At 57.2% G+C, this 16,474-nt stretch carries 12 protein-coding genes; 11 read left to right on the forward strand and 1 reads right to left on the reverse strand.

Annotated elements, in window-relative coordinates:
- The first annotated feature begins 276 nt into the window (after positions 1-276).
- The 10 genes from M5R41_09240 (at position 277) to M5R41_09285 (ending at position 11,551) form a co-directional block, all read left to right on the forward strand.
- Positions 277-2,553 carry a hypothetical protein gene (locus M5R41_09240; protein MCZ7556572.1) on the forward strand — a complete coding sequence of 759 codons (2,277 nt, stop codon included), beginning with the start codon at positions 277-279 and terminating at the stop codon, positions 2,551-2,553.
- Between the two features lie 567 nt (positions 2,554-3,120).
- Positions 3,121-3,948, forward strand: coding sequence for a M50 family metallopeptidase (locus M5R41_09245; GenBank protein ID MCZ7556573.1), 828 nt, complete (start codon positions 3,121-3,123; stop codon positions 3,946-3,948).
- Between the two features lie 61 nt (positions 3,949-4,009).
- The gene (gltX, locus tag M5R41_09250; protein ID MCZ7556574.1) at positions 4,010-5,443 is read left to right on the forward strand and encodes a glutamate--tRNA ligase; all 1,434 of its coding nucleotides are present in this window, start codon (positions 4,010-4,012) and stop codon (positions 5,441-5,443) included.
- A gap of 27 nt (positions 5,444-5,470) precedes the next feature.
- Positions 5,471-5,839: a dihydroneopterin aldolase gene (gene folB, locus M5R41_09255; protein MCZ7556575.1), complete on the forward strand. Its 369-nt coding sequence runs from the start codon at positions 5,471-5,473 to the stop codon at positions 5,837-5,839.
- Complete coding sequence (gene folK / locus M5R41_09260; protein ID MCZ7556576.1) at positions 5,826-6,374, forward strand: 2-amino-4-hydroxy-6-hydroxymethyldihydropteridine diphosphokinase; 549 nt, start codon at positions 5,826-5,828, stop codon at positions 6,372-6,374. Before folB ends, folK begins: the two co-directional genes overlap by 14 nt.
- Positions 6,364-7,023 (forward strand): deoxynucleoside kinase, encoded by a 660-nt coding sequence (locus tag M5R41_09265; GenBank protein ID MCZ7556577.1) that lies wholly within the window; start codon positions 6,364-6,366, stop codon positions 7,021-7,023. The genes folK and M5R41_09265 overlap by 11 nt, the downstream gene beginning before the upstream one ends.
- Positions 7,023-7,244, forward strand: coding sequence for a hypothetical protein (locus M5R41_09270; protein MCZ7556578.1), 222 nt, complete (start codon positions 7,023-7,025; stop codon positions 7,242-7,244). The genes M5R41_09265 and M5R41_09270 overlap by 1 nt, the downstream gene beginning before the upstream one ends.
- The gene (locus tag M5R41_09275) at positions 7,241-8,377 is read left to right on the forward strand and encodes a glycosyltransferase family 9 protein (GenBank protein ID MCZ7556579.1); all 1,137 of its coding nucleotides are present in this window, start codon (positions 7,241-7,243) and stop codon (positions 8,375-8,377) included. The genes M5R41_09270 and M5R41_09275 overlap by 4 nt, the downstream gene beginning before the upstream one ends.
- A 45-nt stretch (positions 8,378-8,422) precedes the next feature.
- Complete coding sequence (locus tag M5R41_09280) at positions 8,423-9,988, forward strand: Ppx/GppA family phosphatase (GenBank protein MCZ7556580.1); 1,566 nt, start codon at positions 8,423-8,425, stop codon at positions 9,986-9,988.
- A gap of 60 nt (positions 9,989-10,048) precedes the next feature.
- Positions 10,049-11,551, forward strand: coding sequence for an asparagine--tRNA ligase (locus tag M5R41_09285; protein MCZ7556581.1), 1,503 nt, complete (start codon positions 10,049-10,051; stop codon positions 11,549-11,551).
- Between the two features lie 93 nt (positions 11,552-11,644).
- Here the strand turns inward: M5R41_09285 and M5R41_09290 are convergent, their stop codons facing one another.
- Positions 11,645-13,033 carry an MFS transporter gene (locus M5R41_09290; protein ID MCZ7556582.1) on the reverse strand — a complete coding sequence of 463 codons (1,389 nt, stop codon included), beginning with the start codon at positions 13,031-13,033 and terminating at the stop codon, positions 11,645-11,647.
- A 402-nt stretch (positions 13,034-13,435) separates the two neighbouring features.
- Here M5R41_09290 and M5R41_09295 point away from each other — a divergent pair, with 402 nt between their 5' ends.
- The gene (locus tag M5R41_09295) at positions 13,436-15,802 is read left to right on the forward strand and encodes a CRTAC1 family protein (protein MCZ7556583.1); all 2,367 of its coding nucleotides are present in this window, start codon (positions 13,436-13,438) and stop codon (positions 15,800-15,802) included.
- Positions 15,803-16,474: the final 672 nt, after the last annotated feature.

Genomic DNA, 16,474 nt, shown 5'->3' on the forward strand with positions numbered 1-16,474 from the left:
TCGTGCGAACGAAATCGAGCAACTCCACATCGTCCCGAATGTGTATTGTGCGCAGTAGAGACGTTGCACGCAACGCCTCTTGCACGCAACGTCTCTTGCACGCAACGTCTCTTGTACGCAACGACGATTGCCCTTGTCAAAACAATTCCGTACCTTCCCTTTAAGATATTTATACCGCTTTGGAGGTATATACGCATGTGGCATCCGATACAGCGTTGCTCCGCGGTTCATTCGCCTGAACTTCCCCACGGAGCAAAGCCAGATTCTGAGTGCACCATGAGATATTTCATCCTGGTGTTGCTGTGCCTGTTGTGCCAACCGCTTGACACCCAGCAATGGGAGCGCTTGCCGCTGAATGGCGGGCAACTCGATAAATTGGTCCAGAATCCCTACAACGAAAAGGACATCATCGGGTATAACCGGCAAGGGAATTTCTTCAGAACAAAGAACGGAGGGAATAGCTGGGCTCGTATGCGGAACGAGACCTTCCGCTTCGATCAAAGCTTTGTGAATTTTACGTTTGATCCGCAAGGGCGCATATACGCGACCTCGTTGAATGGATTATGGCGATCAGATGCTGACGGTGTCGTATGGGACTCTCTGCCTGTGCCGGGGAGCGATCATTATTTTGCTTACAGTCAAACAAAGGTAACAGCGGATGGATCGATCTTCGTCTGGGATAGCGACACGGAATCCCTGTACAAATCAACAGATGATGGCGATTCATGGAGGGAAATAGGACCAAAGAATCTCGGCTCTGGAACAGTCACTGACTTTTGTACTGCTTCCACAGATGGGAGTATAATTATGGCCTTGAAACAGGGTTACAAGGTAAAGAATTCCATTGTCGTGACGACGAATGGTGGAAATGATTGGATCCCATATCCACTTCCGGACTCTATACGTTCATTTATCCATTCCTTCCTCAGGAGCGGTAGACGTGTATTTCGCTTGACATCCGGTATTGATAACTTGAAGGTATTTGAATCATGCGATACCGGTAAAACATGGCGGCAGTTGAACCCGCAAACGATTCAAGTTATCGGAGGAGATTGTAATCGTTATGACGGAAAGCATTTCCACATAAATGATACAATGGACATTATTCAACCGTGCCAATCATTGCTGCGATCCATGGATTCCGGAAAAACCTTTACACAACTGACAAATTTCCTCATTCTGGATGTTGTTCTTGTGGATACAGTTCTTATCGCAACCGTCCCGATTCGTGGGATTCTTCGATCCATGGATTATGGGACCACCTGGTCCGAGGTGCCATCCGCGCCGGTACTCTTTAATTTTGCGAGCATTGAATTTGCGCATGCCCACGACGATACAATGTTCGTACTTATTTCGGACGGTGGAAAGCTTCAAAGCAACTACGCCTTACTGGAGAGCGACGATGGCGGGATGACCTGGGACACTCTGTTTACCTCCCGCGCCGTCTATGAACTCTTTGTGGACGCGGGAAGGCCCTCGCGATACTACCTGCATGTTGACGTGCCCGATGGACGCTTTGCATTGATATCGGGTGTGGCTGGTCAGAGCGTACCGGATACGATACTGATTACAACTTCCATTTCACGGCCGATACCCATTGACAGAACATCGACGCGAACATTCAGAGCAATCCCTTCTGAACGATTTCCGGGTTGGATTTATGTATCCAAGCATACCTCCACTATCGGATGGTCGTCGAATCACGGAACCTCCTGGCAGTGGTTCGGCATCCCTGCCAGTGTGTCCGCAGTAACGCCATGGCCGTCGCAATTGGATCCTCTGAGGATAGTTATAGTCGCCATAGAGAAGGACCCCTTACAAAATGACGTCGGCGGCTTTTATTATACACCAGACGGTGGACGTTCGTATTCCTGTATAAATATTAATGAGCGCGATAACAACCATACCTACAATTTGTATACCACGAATGCGGATCGCTATTTTCTCTATAATACAGCGGATTCTTGTTCCACTGATTATGGTTGTTCATGGAAGAGGATGCCATCGGGGTTCAGTGGTCGCGTTCAACACATACAAAATTTCCAGTCTCATGGAGAAATCATACTTGAAACAGATACGGGGATGTACATTTTTCATAATGACCGCTGGCGATTATTGCGCGATCAAGAGGGGAATTCGATATGGACGCCGGAGATGCATAATTTGAGCAGAGGATGGACCATTCATGTCGATAAAACCGACACGTACATCTATGTTCTGAGACCGAATTATGGTTTATATCGCATTAAGTATGATCCCTCGACAAACCGAATCGAAACTGGTAACATGCCGCTGCAACTACCACGACTTCATACGTACCCTCAACCCGCCCGTAACGAATTGCGCTTTGTGGTGGATGGAGCAGTACCCGAAGCAAGACGGGCGCAACTCTACGATCTGCTTGGTCGCCGTGTAGCAGAGGCTCCACTGCTGTGCAACGGACCCAATGCATATGGAAGTATGCAGATTCAAGATCTCGCACAAGGCGTGTACATACTTACCGCCCCAGGGTCAGACGGTGTGCGAACCGCGAAAGTGTTGGTGACAAAGTGACTGCCTGAGGCCACAGAAGAGTACAGGGCTCGCAGCGATACCGTGCGTCTGGAGGCGCGGGGGACCTCTGTTTACGCCTGGGTCTCCGCTTCCCGCCTGCACGCCGGGTGGACGGTGCGACATCCCTGAGCATCGCACGCAACTCTCATGGCAGCGGGTACATCCAGGCATCTACCCCCGGGCAAACAGATGTTCGTCGTGCCGATGCCGGCCGTTTTCACCACCCATTTCCACCGTCCCGACGCGACGCTTCTTGTTTCCTGACTTCCTCACGCTTTTTTGGGTTGCAAATGTGAGTCATTGTTTTCAATGATTTACGGGAATTCCGGTTGTGATTTGGGTGCTGCATTGGCGATATCAGGACGGAAGTGCCTACTTCATGAAGCGACAGGACTCGTGAGAATAGCCATTCTTTGCGTCTTTGCACCTTGGCGTCTTTGCGTTGAATTCCCCTCTGATTTCCGAAGAATGGAACGCAACGTCGCAGAGAAGCAAAGACGCAAAGTGACGAGATGGTGCTGTTCTCGTTTCGCGATTCAATGAGCCTTCTGCAGCGAGGAGGATATTGTGATTCTTTCACGTGTCTCGGGTGCTGCAATGGCGAAGTCAGGGATGCCGGCTGCTTTCACCACCCATTTCCACCGTCCCGACGCGACGCTTCCTGTTTGCATTCGCCGCTCCGGGGGTATAGATTTCACGATGATGCGTTCGTCGCCCGAACATACGACGTACAGAAATGCGGCACTGCTGCTGCTCGTTCTTCTGTCCATAGTCTTCTGGGACTCTGTGTTCATTGCACCAGTCAAGCTGTTCGTGGTCCTGCTCCATGAGGCCGCGCATGCGCTGGCCGCCATCCTCACGGGCGGCAGTGTCGAGCGCATCGAAATCGACTCCCGTATTGGCGGCCTTGCCGTCACGCGCGGCGGCTGGCACTGGCTGGTGGTATCCAGCGGCTATGTCGGCAGCATGCTGTTCGGCTCGCTGATACTGCTGGCATCGGTGCGCGGCCGGGGCACACGCGTTCTCGCGGCGGCGCTCGGCATCGCCGTCCTGCTCGTGACGCTGCTCTTTGTGCGCAATGTGTTCGGCCTGGTGTTCGGTGTGCTCTTCGGTGCGGCACTGCTCGCGGCGGCGCGCTATTTCTCCGAATTCTGGCTGCCGCTCGCCGTGCAGTATCTCGGAACGGTAAGCTGCCTGTACGCGCTCATCGATGTGCAGGAAGATCTCATCACGCTCGAGCACCGGCTCACGGACGCAAGCATCATGGCTTCGGCCACCGGCATCCCCGCCATCGTCTGGGGTGTGCTCTGGAGCGTGATGTCGCTGCTCGTGCTGCTGTTCACGCTGCGTCTGATCTGGAAGCGACGACCGAAACAGGATACGTTGATCCCCTGAACAGCACAACACGGGGAATGAGCGCCGAACCTTTCCACTCACCTTCAACCACCGACCTTGCATGACTGACCATCTCACCGTCCGCTTCGCCCCCAGTCCCACCGGGTATCTCCACGTCGGCGGCGCGCGGACCGCGATTTTCAACTGGCTGTTCGCCCGCAGTCAGGGCGGACGCTTCCTCCTGCGCATCGAAGACACCGACCGGCAGCGCTCGAGCGACGCAATGACGCGCGAAATACTCAACGGCCTCCGCTGGCTGGGCATAGACTGGGACGACGAGCCCCTCATTCAATCTTCACGCATCGAGCGGCACCGCGACGAGTGCCTGCGTCTGCTGGACGAGGGCAAGGCGTACTGGTGCTACTGCTCGCAGGAGGAGCTCGAGATCAAACGCGCCGCGGCCGAGCAGGCGGGCGGGGCCTTTCTCTACGACCGCGGCTGCCGCGCACTCACCGCCGAAGACCGTGCGCGCAACGACGCCGCGGGCATGCCGCGCGTGCTGCGCTTCGCCGTGCCCGATGCGCGCATCACCTTCAGCGACATCGTGCACGACGAAACCTCCTTCAATTACGAAGAACTCGACGATTTCGTCCTCCTCCGCTCCGATGGCACACCCACCTACATGGTCGCCGTCGTCGTGGACGATCACGACATGGGCGTGACGCATGTGCTGCGCGGCGACGACCATCTTTCCAACACGCCCAAGCAATTTCTGCTGTACAAGGCGTTCGGTTACGAAGCTCCGATGTTCGGTCACCTGCCGTTGATTCTTGGCGCCGACAAGAAGCGGCTGTCGAAGCGCCACGGGGCCACCTCGCTGGGGGAATTCCAGCAGCGCGGCTACCTCGCGTCAACGGTCTTCAATTTCCTCGCCCTGCTGGGATGGTCGCCCGGTGATGACCGCGAAATCCTTTCCCGCGACGAACTGATCGATTCCTTCGATGTGCGTCGCATTCTTAAAAAAAGTTCTGTTTTCGATGAAGAGAAGCTCCGCTGGATGAACGGCCAGCACATTCGCCGGCTCGACACGGATACGCTGCTCGACGAGGTGATGCACTTCCGTCCGGCTGACCTTCCCGAAGCGGATGTGGAGAGCGTCCGCCGCATTCTGCCTCTGTTGCGCGAGCGCATCGTGCTCCTGCCGGACTTCTTTGACGCCGCCATGTACTTCTTCCGCGACCCTGAAACATACGATGAGGCAGCCGTCGCCAAACACTGGAAGCAGCCCCTGCCGGACGTACTGAGGGATTTGCTGACGGCGCTCGAAGCACAGCCCTTCGATGCCGTGTCTCTGGAGGCCTTTATCCGCGCCGAGGCCGAGCGCAGGGGTATCGGTGCCGGGAAGCTGATACATCCCCTGCGCCTCGCCTTCACCGGCCTTGCCACCTCGCCGAGCCTTTTCGACGTGATGGAAGTGCTCGGAAGAGACTGCTGCCTCCGCCGGCTCCGTTACGCTCTGGACGTGTTGGGCGAGGGCGTTCAACCGGTTGTGTGAGAACAGGATGTAGCGTAGTTTGAGTGGATGCAGAAGCGGCACCATATCCGACTCCATAACGCCGTTTTCTTCGGTTATCACGGCAATTACGCGGAAGAGCGCTCGCTCGGCGCCCGCTTTCACGTCGATGTGGATATCTGCACGGATTTCACCGAAGCGGCCAGAAACGATGACCTTTCGAAGACGGTCAATTACGAAGCGGTGTATCTGTTGATTCAAAACCTCGTGACGAATCACAGCTTCAAACTGCTCGAGTCCATGGCGTGGCGTATCGCAAGAGAAATCCTGGACCGCTTCCCCGAGGCCGAGTCCGTCAACGTCCGCGTCCGCAAACCCGGCGTCCCGATCAAAGGCGCCATTGATACGGTGGAAGTCGAAGTCGATGAATATCGCTGAAACAACCGTCTATCTCGGCCTCGGCTCCAATCTCGGTGACCGCACCGCCATGCTGCAAGCTGCTGTGGATCACATCGCGGACCTGGGGGATACGATGCCCTTGCGCTGCTCCGCGGTGTACGAGACCTCGCCCTGGGGCGAGTATCAGCAACCCGGCTTTCTCAATTGTGTGCTGGAAGTCGTCACGACGCTGGAACCGCCAGCGCTCTTCGAACAGCTGAAACAGATCGAACGTACGCTCGGAAGAGTGCCAGGTCCGAAAAACGGTCCGCGCATCATAGACATAGACATTCTGCTGTACGGAGAGCGCGTTTTGCAATCGGATGACCTTCGCATCCCGCATCCGATGATGGAGCACAGAAACTTCGTTCTCGTGCCGCTCCGCGATCTTGCTCCGCTGCTGAAGCATCCCGTGAGCGGCCATACCATCAGCGAGTTGGCTCTGCGCTGCCCTGACAGCGGATCCGTGACACCAACCGATTTCCGCCTGTATCTGCACACGGTGCACGGCGATGGAGAAGCGCGTGGAACATGAAGTCCGGTACATAGCGATCGAAGGCGTGATCGGGGCGGGAAAGACCAGTCTCACACGTCTGCTGCACGAACGTCTCGGCGGTCAGCTCGTTCTCGAGCGTTTCGAGGAAAATCCCTTCCTCTCCCGCTTCTATCAGAATCCCGAACGCTACGGTTTCCAGACCCAACTCTTTTTCCTCCTTACCCGCTACAAGCAGCTTCAGGCGCTCGCGCAAAAAGAGCTGTTCGCGGAGTATCTGCTCACGGATTACATTTTCGAAAAAGACAGAATTTTCGCGCATCTCAACCTGCAGGACGACGAGTTGCATCTCTACGACATGCTAGCGGCGAATATGGAGAAAAATCTCGCAAAGCCCGACCTCGTCGTGTACTTGCAGTCCAGCGTGGACAGACTGATGCAGAACATACGTATGCGCGGCCGCGATTTCGAGAAAACGATTTCCCGCAAATACATCACCGATCTCAACGACGCGTATAATTACTTCTTTTTCCGCTTCAAGGGCTCTCCCCTGCTCATCGTCAACGCCACGGAAATTGATTTCGTCCGGCATGAAGATCACCTCGATGAACTGATCCGGGAAATCACCAAGCCCAATCATGTTGCTGTCGAATACTACACGCCCATGTCTCGCATCGCACGGGGTCAGTAATGCTTTTTCGAACAATTCTGTATGGTTTGATTTTTTACGGCATTTTCTGGCTGATCCGGCGGGTGCTCGGCGGAATCACGGGGATGAAGCAGCAACGCGCGACCGGCGCGGGTGCGTCCCGCGGAAGGCGGTACGCCGGCAAAGCCGTGGACGCCGATTTCGAGGAGCTGGACGACGACACGCGCACATCGTCCGGCGGTAAGGAAACGCGGAACGAATGAGCAAGCTCGAGAAAGGCGTCAAACGCTTCCTGTTCTCACTGCTGCGCATGCTTGTGCATTCGCGCCCCGTCACCACGGTGCCCCGTTCGTCCGTACGCCGCATTCTCGTCATTCGTCAGCATAATCAGCTCGGCGACATGCTCTGCGCCGTGCCCCTCTTTCGCGCCCTGCGACGCACGTATCCCGACGCGCATATCGCGCTGCTCTCGCGGCCGCTCAACAGCGAAATTCTCCGCGGCTCCGCGGTACTCGACGAAATTATCGTGTACGACAAGGCAAAATTCCTGCAATCGCCCATGCAGGTATTCCGCTTCGGCCGCGCCCTGAAGCGGCGGGAATTCGACCTGGCCATCACACCGGCCACCGTATCCATGTCCGTCACCAGCGACGTGCTGGCCTGGCTGTCCGGCGCCCCGCGCCGCATCGGTCCGCGGTCGCTCAACGGCAAAAAAAACATCACGGGGTATTTTTACAATGTGCAGGTGGATCTCGATTGGTCCACCGATCCCAACAAGCATCAGACCCAGCGCAATCTCGATATCGCTTCCATTCTGGTGCTCGAAGACGATTCCATCGAGTTGCATATCGGCCTCTCGGACGAGGAACGCTCCACCGGACGCGGCACACTCGACGCAGCACGCGGAGCCCGCGATGTCGTCGTGGGTTTCCATCCCGGCGCGGCGAAAATCCCCAACCGCTGGGATGCCCTCCGCTTCGCGGAAATCGCCAATCGCTGCGCGGAAATCTATGGCGCCTTCATCGTCATTACCGCAGGCCCCGACGACGATGAGCCGCTGCGCGAAATGTCGCTCAACATGCCGAACCAATGCCTCGTGCTGCATAAGGAACCCATTCGGCATGTCGCCTCGGTGATCAGTCACTGCGATGTATTCGTAACCAACGACACCGGCATGATGCACGTATCAGCCGGTGTCGGCACCCCAACCCTTTCCCTGTTCGGTCCGACGGATCCGCTGCAATGGGCGCCGCCGGGATCGCAACACCACTTCATTCTCGGCCGCGGCGGCACGCTCGACAGCATCAGTACCGACAAGGTGTGGACGGTGCTTTCGCATATGCTGCGGGAGGCACGCGTCGGCAAGCGCGAACTTGCCACGGTGCAGCAGGACTGATTTTTTCCCACACAATCAGAAACGCACGCGAGAGAGGTACAGCACATGCCCAACACCATACGACGCCTCGCTGCAATTGATCTCGGAACGAATTCCTTCCACCTCGTCATCGCCGACGTGAAACCGAACGGCAAATTCACCGTCGTGTCCAAGGACAAGGAAATGGTACGTCTGGGCGAGGGCTTCAATGAAATGAAGCACCTGAGCGAGGAGGCCATGACGCGGGCCATGGAGACGTTGCGTCGCTTCACGCTCATCGCGCAGAGCCAGGCGGCGCCCGTCCGCGCCGTGGCCACCAGCGCCGTGCGCGAAGCACTGAACCAGGACGAATTCCTCCAGCGCGCGCGGGATACCGTGGGACTCGACATCGAAGTCGTCAGCGGTTACGAAGAAGCCCGGCTCATTTATCTCGGTGTGCTGCAAGCCCTGCCCGTGTACCACAAAAACATTCTGCTTGTAGATATCGGAGGCGGTAGTACGGAATTTCTCAGCGGCACGCGCGGCGTCGTGGAATATGCCAACAGTCTGAAACTCGGCGCGGTGCGGCTTACGCAGAAATTTTTCCGCGAAGACAGCATCCGCCCGAAAAACATCGCCGCCTGTCGCGAACATCTCGCCGGCGCCATCAATCCCATTGCACGCGTCATGCAGGGCAAGCAGATCGACGTCGCCATCGGATCGTCAGGCACCATCATCAGTACCGCAGTGATGGTGCAGGCCATGAATGGAACACCGCTGCTCACCGAAGAGACCAACAATCTCACCATCACCCGCGCGGATCTTGCGCGAGTCGTGGACGCTATTCTGGGCGCACGCACCGTGGGCAAGCGGCGCGAACTCGAAGGGATGGATACCTCGCGCGCGGACATTATCGTGGCCGGGGTGCTGATTCTCGAGCAGGTGTTCGAGCAGCTCGGACTCGACAGCATGGTCACCGCGAAGTATGCGCTGCGCGAAGGCATTCTTCTGGACACCTTGCACAAGCTTATCGGCGAAGAGCGCTCGGTCGCGCATCTCACCGACATCCGTAAAGCCAGCGTGCTGCATCTCGGCGAATCCTGTCATTACGAAGCCCGTCATGCGGACACCGTCCGCCGCATGTCGCTTGAACTGTTCGACCAATTGCGGCCGCGGCATGGGCTTGGAAATGCGGAGCGCGAATACCTTGAAGCGGCGGCACTGCTGCACGATATCGGCTATCACATTTCACACTCCGAGCATCACAAGCACAGCTATTACCTCATCCGGCACAGCGAGTTGCTCGGCTTCACCGACAGGGAGATCGAGATCATCGCCAACGTGGCGCGGTATCATCGCAAGAGCCATCCAAAGATCAAGCATGAAGGCTATCCACGACTGAAAGATGAGGACCAGCGTATCGTCCGCGCGCTTGCGGGCATTCTCCGTGTTGCCGACGGTCTCGACAGAAGGCACAACAATATTTTCCGCTCCCTGCAATGTACCGTGCGGAACGCCGGCGTGCTGATCGAACCCGTGCTGCGCAGGGAATGTGACACCAGCATCGAGATCTGGGGCGCGGAACGTCGTAAAGAACTGCTGGAGGAGGAACTCGGCCTGCCCGTCGCGCTGCGTGTGACGCAAACAGCCTGAGTTTCCACTACGGGCGGGAATTCCTATTTTGTGTATCTGTATCACACTGCATCGAATACCATGGTTGACGTTTACATCGAGAATCTGGGAGCCCATGTCGGCGAAGAAGTGACCCTCAAGGGATGGCTGTACAACAGCCGATCCGGAGGGAAAATCGTCTTTCTCATCATTCGCGACGGAACCGGCATCTGTCAGTGCGTGGCCACCGCGGACGCCCTCACCCCCGAGGAATTCGCCAGCGCCCAGGCGCTCACGCAGGAATCCTCCTTCATCGTCACCGGAAGCATCCGCGCCGACGAGCGAGCCCCCGGCGGCTATGAAATGGACGTGCGCACCCTGCAGGTCGTTTCCCTCGCCCACGAGTATCCCATCACCCCGAAAGAACACGGGGTGGAATTCCTCGCCGACCGCAGGCATCTCTGGATTCGTTCACGCAGGCAAACCGCCATTCTTCGCATTCGTCACACCATCATCAACGCGATACGCAATTTCTTCGACGACCGCGGTTTCGTGCTCTTCGACGCGCCGATTCTGACACCCAACGCGGCCGAAGGGACCTCCACGCTGTTCGAGACGGAGTACTTCGATCTCGGCAAGGCCTATCTCACGCAATCCGGCCAGCTCTACGGCGAGGCCGGAGCAATGGCGCTCGGGCGCATCTACGTGTTTGGACCGACCTTCCGCGCGGAAAAATCCAAGACCCGTCGTCACCTCACCGAATTCTGGATGGTGGAACCCGAGATGGCCTGGTTCGACCTCGACGACGACATGCGCCTCGCGGAGGACTTCATCTCCCACATCGTACAGACGGTGCTGCAAGAGCGCAAAGCAGAACTGGAAATACTCGAACGCGACACCTCGGTGCTGCAAAATATTCTCCCGCCGTTTCCCCGAGTCTCCTACGACGAAGCCGTGGCTATGCTGCACAGCGAGGAAACCGCCCGCCGGATTGACGAGCGCATGCAATCCCTGCGCGATGAGGATGCCGCGCTTCGAAGTGAATTGGCGGAGAATAAAAAGCAGTACAACGCGGTCAAGGAGCATATCCGCCGCAAATTCGACGCACGCGAAATCCAGATCAACTCCCGTCTGGAGGAAATCACCGAAATGCTGCGCAATCTTCCCAAGTGGAAGGAATCGGCCGCAAACTTCGTGCATGGCAACGACCTCGGCGGCAGCGACGAAACCGTGCTGACCTGGTACTTCGACAAACCGGTCATCGTGCATCGCTACCCCGCCGCGGTGAAGGCTTTCTACATGAAGCGCGATCCGGAGGATATGAGCAAGGCCCTCGCCATGGACGTACTCGCTCCGGAGGGCTACGGCGAAATCATCGGCGGCAGCCAGCGCGAGGACAATATCGATTTTCTGTTGGAGCGCATTCGCGAGCACAATCTACCCGAGGAGGTGTTCCAGTGGTTCCTGGATCTCCGCCGCTACGGCAGCGTGCCGCATTCCGGTTTCGGGTTGGGCGTCGAGCGGACCGTCTCCTGGATTTGCGGCCTCGAACACATCCGCGAAACTATCCCCTTCCCCCGCATGATTCACCGCAACACTCCGTAGCGACGTTTCCCGCAATTCGCAACACCGCAATCACTTCTGATCTATAAAAAACCCGGCAACACGCCGGGTTTTTTTCACGTCGTTGGAAACAGGTCAGATCTGCTTTTTCAGCCAGCGGTTGTACATCCACATGCTGAACGCCGACACCAGACCGATGGCCATCAGCACCACCCAACCGAGCGCATTCCAGGTGGGGTCCAGTTCCAGCAAGCCATTCTCGAGTACGCTGGAGTTCTTACACATGATCTCGTTGAAAATCGCCGCGCCCGCCGGTCCGCCGATGAGTGCGCCGATGGCCATGGGGAGATTCGCGTACCCGAGGAAGAGCCCCTCCTGTCCCTTCGGTGCCAGCGCACCGATATACTCGTATGTGCGCGCCGAAGTGAACAATTCACCGAACGCGATCATCGCCACGGTGAGGACGATGAACAGCGAACCGATCGGAAGCAGATTCATCACTTCCATCCTCACGCCGCCGGCCATGAACACCGGCACGAGATTGATGAGCATGGACAACCCGATGATGATAATGCCCACGATGATGGAATTGATCGGCTTCATCTTCCCGAACGTCTTCGTGATAAGCAACTGGAAGAACACGATGGTGAAGGGATTCGCCATGGTGTAGATATCCACCGCCGGATCGGTCTCGACGACTTTCTTCAGGTACAGCGGCAGCACGTTGTACACCTGGCTATAGATGAAGAAAAAGCCGCTGGATACGAGCAGGAACATCGCGAAGCGTACGTTCTTCAGCACCAGCACCATGTCCAGCAGAATACGTCCCACACTGCGACGGCCTGTGCGGTTACGCCGGGCAGCGATGTCTTCCTCGGTATCCTTGTACAGGAAGAGCACCACTATGAACGCCACGATGGAACAGCCGACAGCGACCGCGAAAATAAAGCTCAAATCGTAGCTGGTCCGCACATAGTAGCTGATTCCGCGTCCGACCAGCGAACCGATGTTGATGACCATATAGAAAATGCCGAAGGCCAGCGTCGCGCGTCCCGCGGCGGTTTTCTGCACCGTTCCTGAAATGCAGGGCTTGATCACCGAGCCACCCATGCCGATGATGATGATACCCAGAAGCACCGGCACCAGTACGCCCGCTCCGGCCGTGATCTCGCTGGACACCATCTCGCTCATCACCTGCCCGCCAAACCAGACCGGATACCCCATGAGGAAGTATCCCGCCGCGAGCAAAATGAAAGCAGTCAGCAGCGCGCGCTTGAAGCCCACCTGATCGGCGATGGTACCGGAGAGAATCGGGAGGAAGTACACGAGCGTCCAAAGGATGCCGTTGAGCGTGCTCGGCCAGTAATCGCCCAGGCCAAGCTGACCCAGGTACAGCACCACGAAACTCGCGACAGCGTAATACGCCGCGCGCTCGAATAATTCAGTGAGATTGGCCGTCCAGAACGTGGCGGGGAATTTCTGCGGCACTTCTGCCGCGGGCGTCGGGGATGTCGGTTGACTCATTGTTGTTTCCTCGTTGAACAAGCATCGGGGAAAAATAGCACTTTTCTTCGGAATACGGAATTCGATACTCCGGAATGGAAATTGATCGTGCGCGTTACACTGTTAACCGTTAACGCTAAACGTTAACGGGTGAAGGTGAAGGGTAAAGAGTAAAGGGATCAGAGCCCGCAGACTGCCCGGCGCCCTAAGCACGAAGTGGATGTCTGTAGAACGAACCCTATCCGGCGCCCGGGAGCGTAGTGCGGAGGGCATAGCGCATAGCGCGATCTTTTGATCTCCATCGTTCGAGATGCAGTCGCTACGCGCTCTGCGCCTCCGCTCGCATCGACAGGCCTTGTCATTGTGCAGCTGAAATCGTATACTCGGAGCATCCGCTCCGCAATTCTTTACCGCAGGTCCGACATGAAAATTTTTGCGACAATGCTGCTCACGGTGCTTCTCTGCACAATCTCGTTGCAAGCCCAGGATGTATTGATCCAGCGTGACAACGGCACCTCCTTTGGTGCCTATTACAACGCTCCATCCTTCACCAACGAATCCGTCATCATTCCTGTTGCGGGACCCCTGCCGGTGCTGGAAATCCGCATCTACTACCTCGGACAAACCGCGTCGCGGGATACGCTCATCATTGCCGGAGATGCGTCCGAGGGAGCGGTGCCTCCCACGCATTGGGTCTGGGGATACAACACCGTCATTGATCCGATCGTCGTGGACTACAACGGCACTCCCGGCTGGAAAACCATAGACGTGCGCGATAAAAATCTCCGCAGCGACGGCTACGACCGTATCGTGATACAGCACTGGCTGAAACCGGGCGGGCCCCGCATCTCCGTGGACAGCGATGCGCAAACCACGCCGTACTGGTCCTTCCTCATGAATCCCACCGAAACCAACAGTCTCGGTGGTCCCGGCCGCTACTACCTCTCCACCAACGATTACATGGTCCGCATTCTTGTCCGCTATGATTATCCTGACGGCCAAGGCTCACTGCCTCCGCCCGCCCCCACGTTCACGAATGTGGCTGTCGCGGCCGGACTCGTGACGTCGGGCCTCCCTGTCAAATCCGCCATCGCGTCGGTTACCGACTGGGATACGGACGGCTGGGACGACATTTCCATCGGTGGGAATTACTTCCGGAACAAAGGCGATGGCACTTTCGAGAATGTCACCTCCGCTCTGGCCATAGGCGGAGGCTACGCCATGTGGGGCGATTACGACAGCGACGGCCTCCCCGACGCCTACGTCCTCAACGGCGGTGATAATGATAAACTGTTCCGAAACACCGGAACAGGGCGCTTCGAAGACGTCACCGCCGCGAGCGGACTGAGCAACCCCGCTCCCACCGTATCGGCCGTGTGGCTCGACTACAACGGCGACGGTCATCTGGATCTCTTCCTTGCAAATGGACGCCGAGAAAGCGGCGGCACCGAAACCTATTTCCAGGACCGCCTCTGGAAAAATAACGGCGACGGCACCTTCACGAACGTCACCGCCGCGAGCGGCATAGCGGCCGCGGAGCCCGCTCCCTATCTCGACACCTGGGGCGCCACCGCCTGCGACTACAACAACGACGGGTTAACCGATATTTTCGTGGCCACCTATCGCCTCGCGGCGGATATGCTTTTTCGCAACAACGGCGACGGCACCTTCACCGAGGTCGGTGCGCAAACCGGCGCGCGCGGCGTACCCACCGCTTCTCCCCAGTATTTCGGCCATGGCATGGGTTGCGACTTCGGCGACTTCGACAACGACGGCTGGAGCGATCTCGCCGTGGGCAACCTCGGACACCCGGATTGGCGCGGGGCCGTCTCCAATCCCTCGCTCATATTCCATAACAACATGGGCGTGAGCTTCACCAACATGCAGCGTGATATGGGATTGAAGTTTTTCGAGATGAACAGCGGCGTCGCCTGGGCGGACCTGGACAACGACGGCTGGCTCGATCTCTGGCAGTCGCAGTATTCCTATCAGGCCGCCGGCAGCAACGGCGAACCGACCCGCTACTCCCGTGTCTATTTCAATGAAGGGCCGCCCAGCTACCGCCTCCGCGACAGGACCTGGCACACCGGCGCCCTGATTCACGGCGCCTGGACGGTATCGCGCCTGGACTATGACAACGATGGCGATATCGATTTGCTCGTCGCCAGTCCGCACGACGGCGTCGCGCTGTTCCGCAACGATTTCCCACGCGGCGGCGGCTACATCACCGTGACTCTGCAGGGCAATCCTGCCGAAGGCGTACCGCAATCCGCATTCGGCACGCGCGTCGTGGCCTATGTCGGCGGAAAGACCATCACACGAACGCTTTCGACCTCCAGCGCCGGTTCGCGGGCCGCCACGCACAGCACGCGCCTGCATTTCGGGCTCGGCTCCGCCTCAATCGTGGACAGTCTCGTCCTGCATTACCCCAACGGACACACACGCACCGTTCCCTCGTTGGCGGCCAACCGCCGTTATATAATCCCCTACAGCGGCGACATAAGCGTCAGTGTGCAAAGCATCCCGACAGCGACAGAATGGAGTATCGGATACGCATCGCTTTCGGCCGGTGTGCTTGACTTCACGGTGCAGACGGCTTCGGCGTTGCCTGCGAGCGAGGTGGAACTGTACGATATGCTTGGCAGACGAACGTTCAGCATCGGCATGCACTCTCTCGAGCCGGGCCGCCACACGCTGCATCTCCCTGTCCGCCCCGCGAGCGGTACGTATTTGCTTGTGCTTCGCAATGCCCTGGGTACTCGCAGCAGCAAGTTGCACCTATTCCGCTGAGCGTGATCTCTAGTGCCGTACTCCGCTCCATTTCGCGGATGACATGTGGTCTTGAAAATAATGAAAACAAACTCCGTCACACTGAGTCCGGTAACCATCGCTACACGCCGGTTTCTTTCGAGTGTGACATTTGAGGCAATGTTAAAAGATATCGTCACGCTGAGCGAAGCACCGCGGCAAAAATCGAGTTCGGAGAAAAATGTTAATACGGTGCGGAGTCGAAGCGCACACGTCCGTCCTCCACGGTGTTCACAGGTCCAGATTCCAGACATGTCAAGAACAGCGGAGTGCCCGTAGCAGGATGCGTGATGGATGTACGGACGTTCACGGGCACGGAGTCGAAGGGGCAGCGTCCGGTCTTCAACAGGTTCGGCAAGTAAAGACTACTCGATGTCATCAACAGGAGCCACCGCGGCAAGCTCGATAGGCAATGATGAAATGTTGCTCGGTGGTTCCGCTACTGCGGAAAAGCATGATTCGCTTCGAAACGCACAATGAGACTCGGCTTTTCATGATGTCAAAAGAACTGCAGTGATGACACATCCCACTCGCGTCTGTTAATACCCTGCGAACAACCATTGCATTAACCCGCCATGCCTTGCTGTGTCGGGAATGACCGGTAATATTTCTTGCCAGTTATGCCTAAAACCGGTATATTCCATTACCAGTTAG

The sequence above is a fragment of the Bacteroidia bacterium genome (genome assembly GCA_027493955.1).
Lineage (GTDB): Bacteria > Bacteroidota > Ignavibacteria > SZUA-365 > SZUA-365 > JAOSJT01.

Excerpts from the sequence above, each read along its gene's own strand:
- M5R41_09285 (MCZ7556581.1), top strand. The coding sequence starts at position 10,049 with ATGGTTGACGTTTACATCGAGAATCTGGGAGCCCATGTCGGCGAAGAA.
- M5R41_09280 (MCZ7556580.1), top strand. The coding sequence starts at position 8,423 with ATGCCCAACACCATACGACGCCTCGCTGCAATTGATCTCGGAACGAAT.
- M5R41_09290 (MCZ7556582.1), bottom strand. The coding sequence starts at position 13,033 with ATGAGTCAACCGACATCCCCGACGCCCGCGGCAGAAGTGCCGCAGAAA.
- M5R41_09275 (MCZ7556579.1), top strand. The coding sequence starts at position 7,241 with ATGAGCAAGCTCGAGAAAGGCGTCAAACGCTTCCTGTTCTCACTGCTG.
- folK (MCZ7556576.1), top strand. The coding sequence starts at position 5,826 with ATGAATATCGCTGAAACAACCGTCTATCTCGGCCTCGGCTCCAATCTC.
- folB (MCZ7556575.1), top strand. The coding sequence starts at position 5,471 with ATGCAGAAGCGGCACCATATCCGACTCCATAACGCCGTTTTCTTCGGT.
- M5R41_09295 (MCZ7556583.1), top strand. The coding sequence starts at position 13,436 with ATGAAAATTTTTGCGACAATGCTGCTCACGGTGCTTCTCTGCACAATC.
- gltX (MCZ7556574.1), top strand. The coding sequence starts at position 4,010 with ATGACTGACCATCTCACCGTCCGCTTCGCCCCCAGTCCCACCGGGTAT.
- M5R41_09270 (MCZ7556578.1), top strand. The coding sequence starts at position 7,023 with ATGCTTTTTCGAACAATTCTGTATGGTTTGATTTTTTACGGCATTTTC.
- M5R41_09240 (MCZ7556572.1), top strand. The coding sequence starts at position 277 with ATGAGATATTTCATCCTGGTGTTGCTGTGCCTGTTGTGCCAACCGCTT.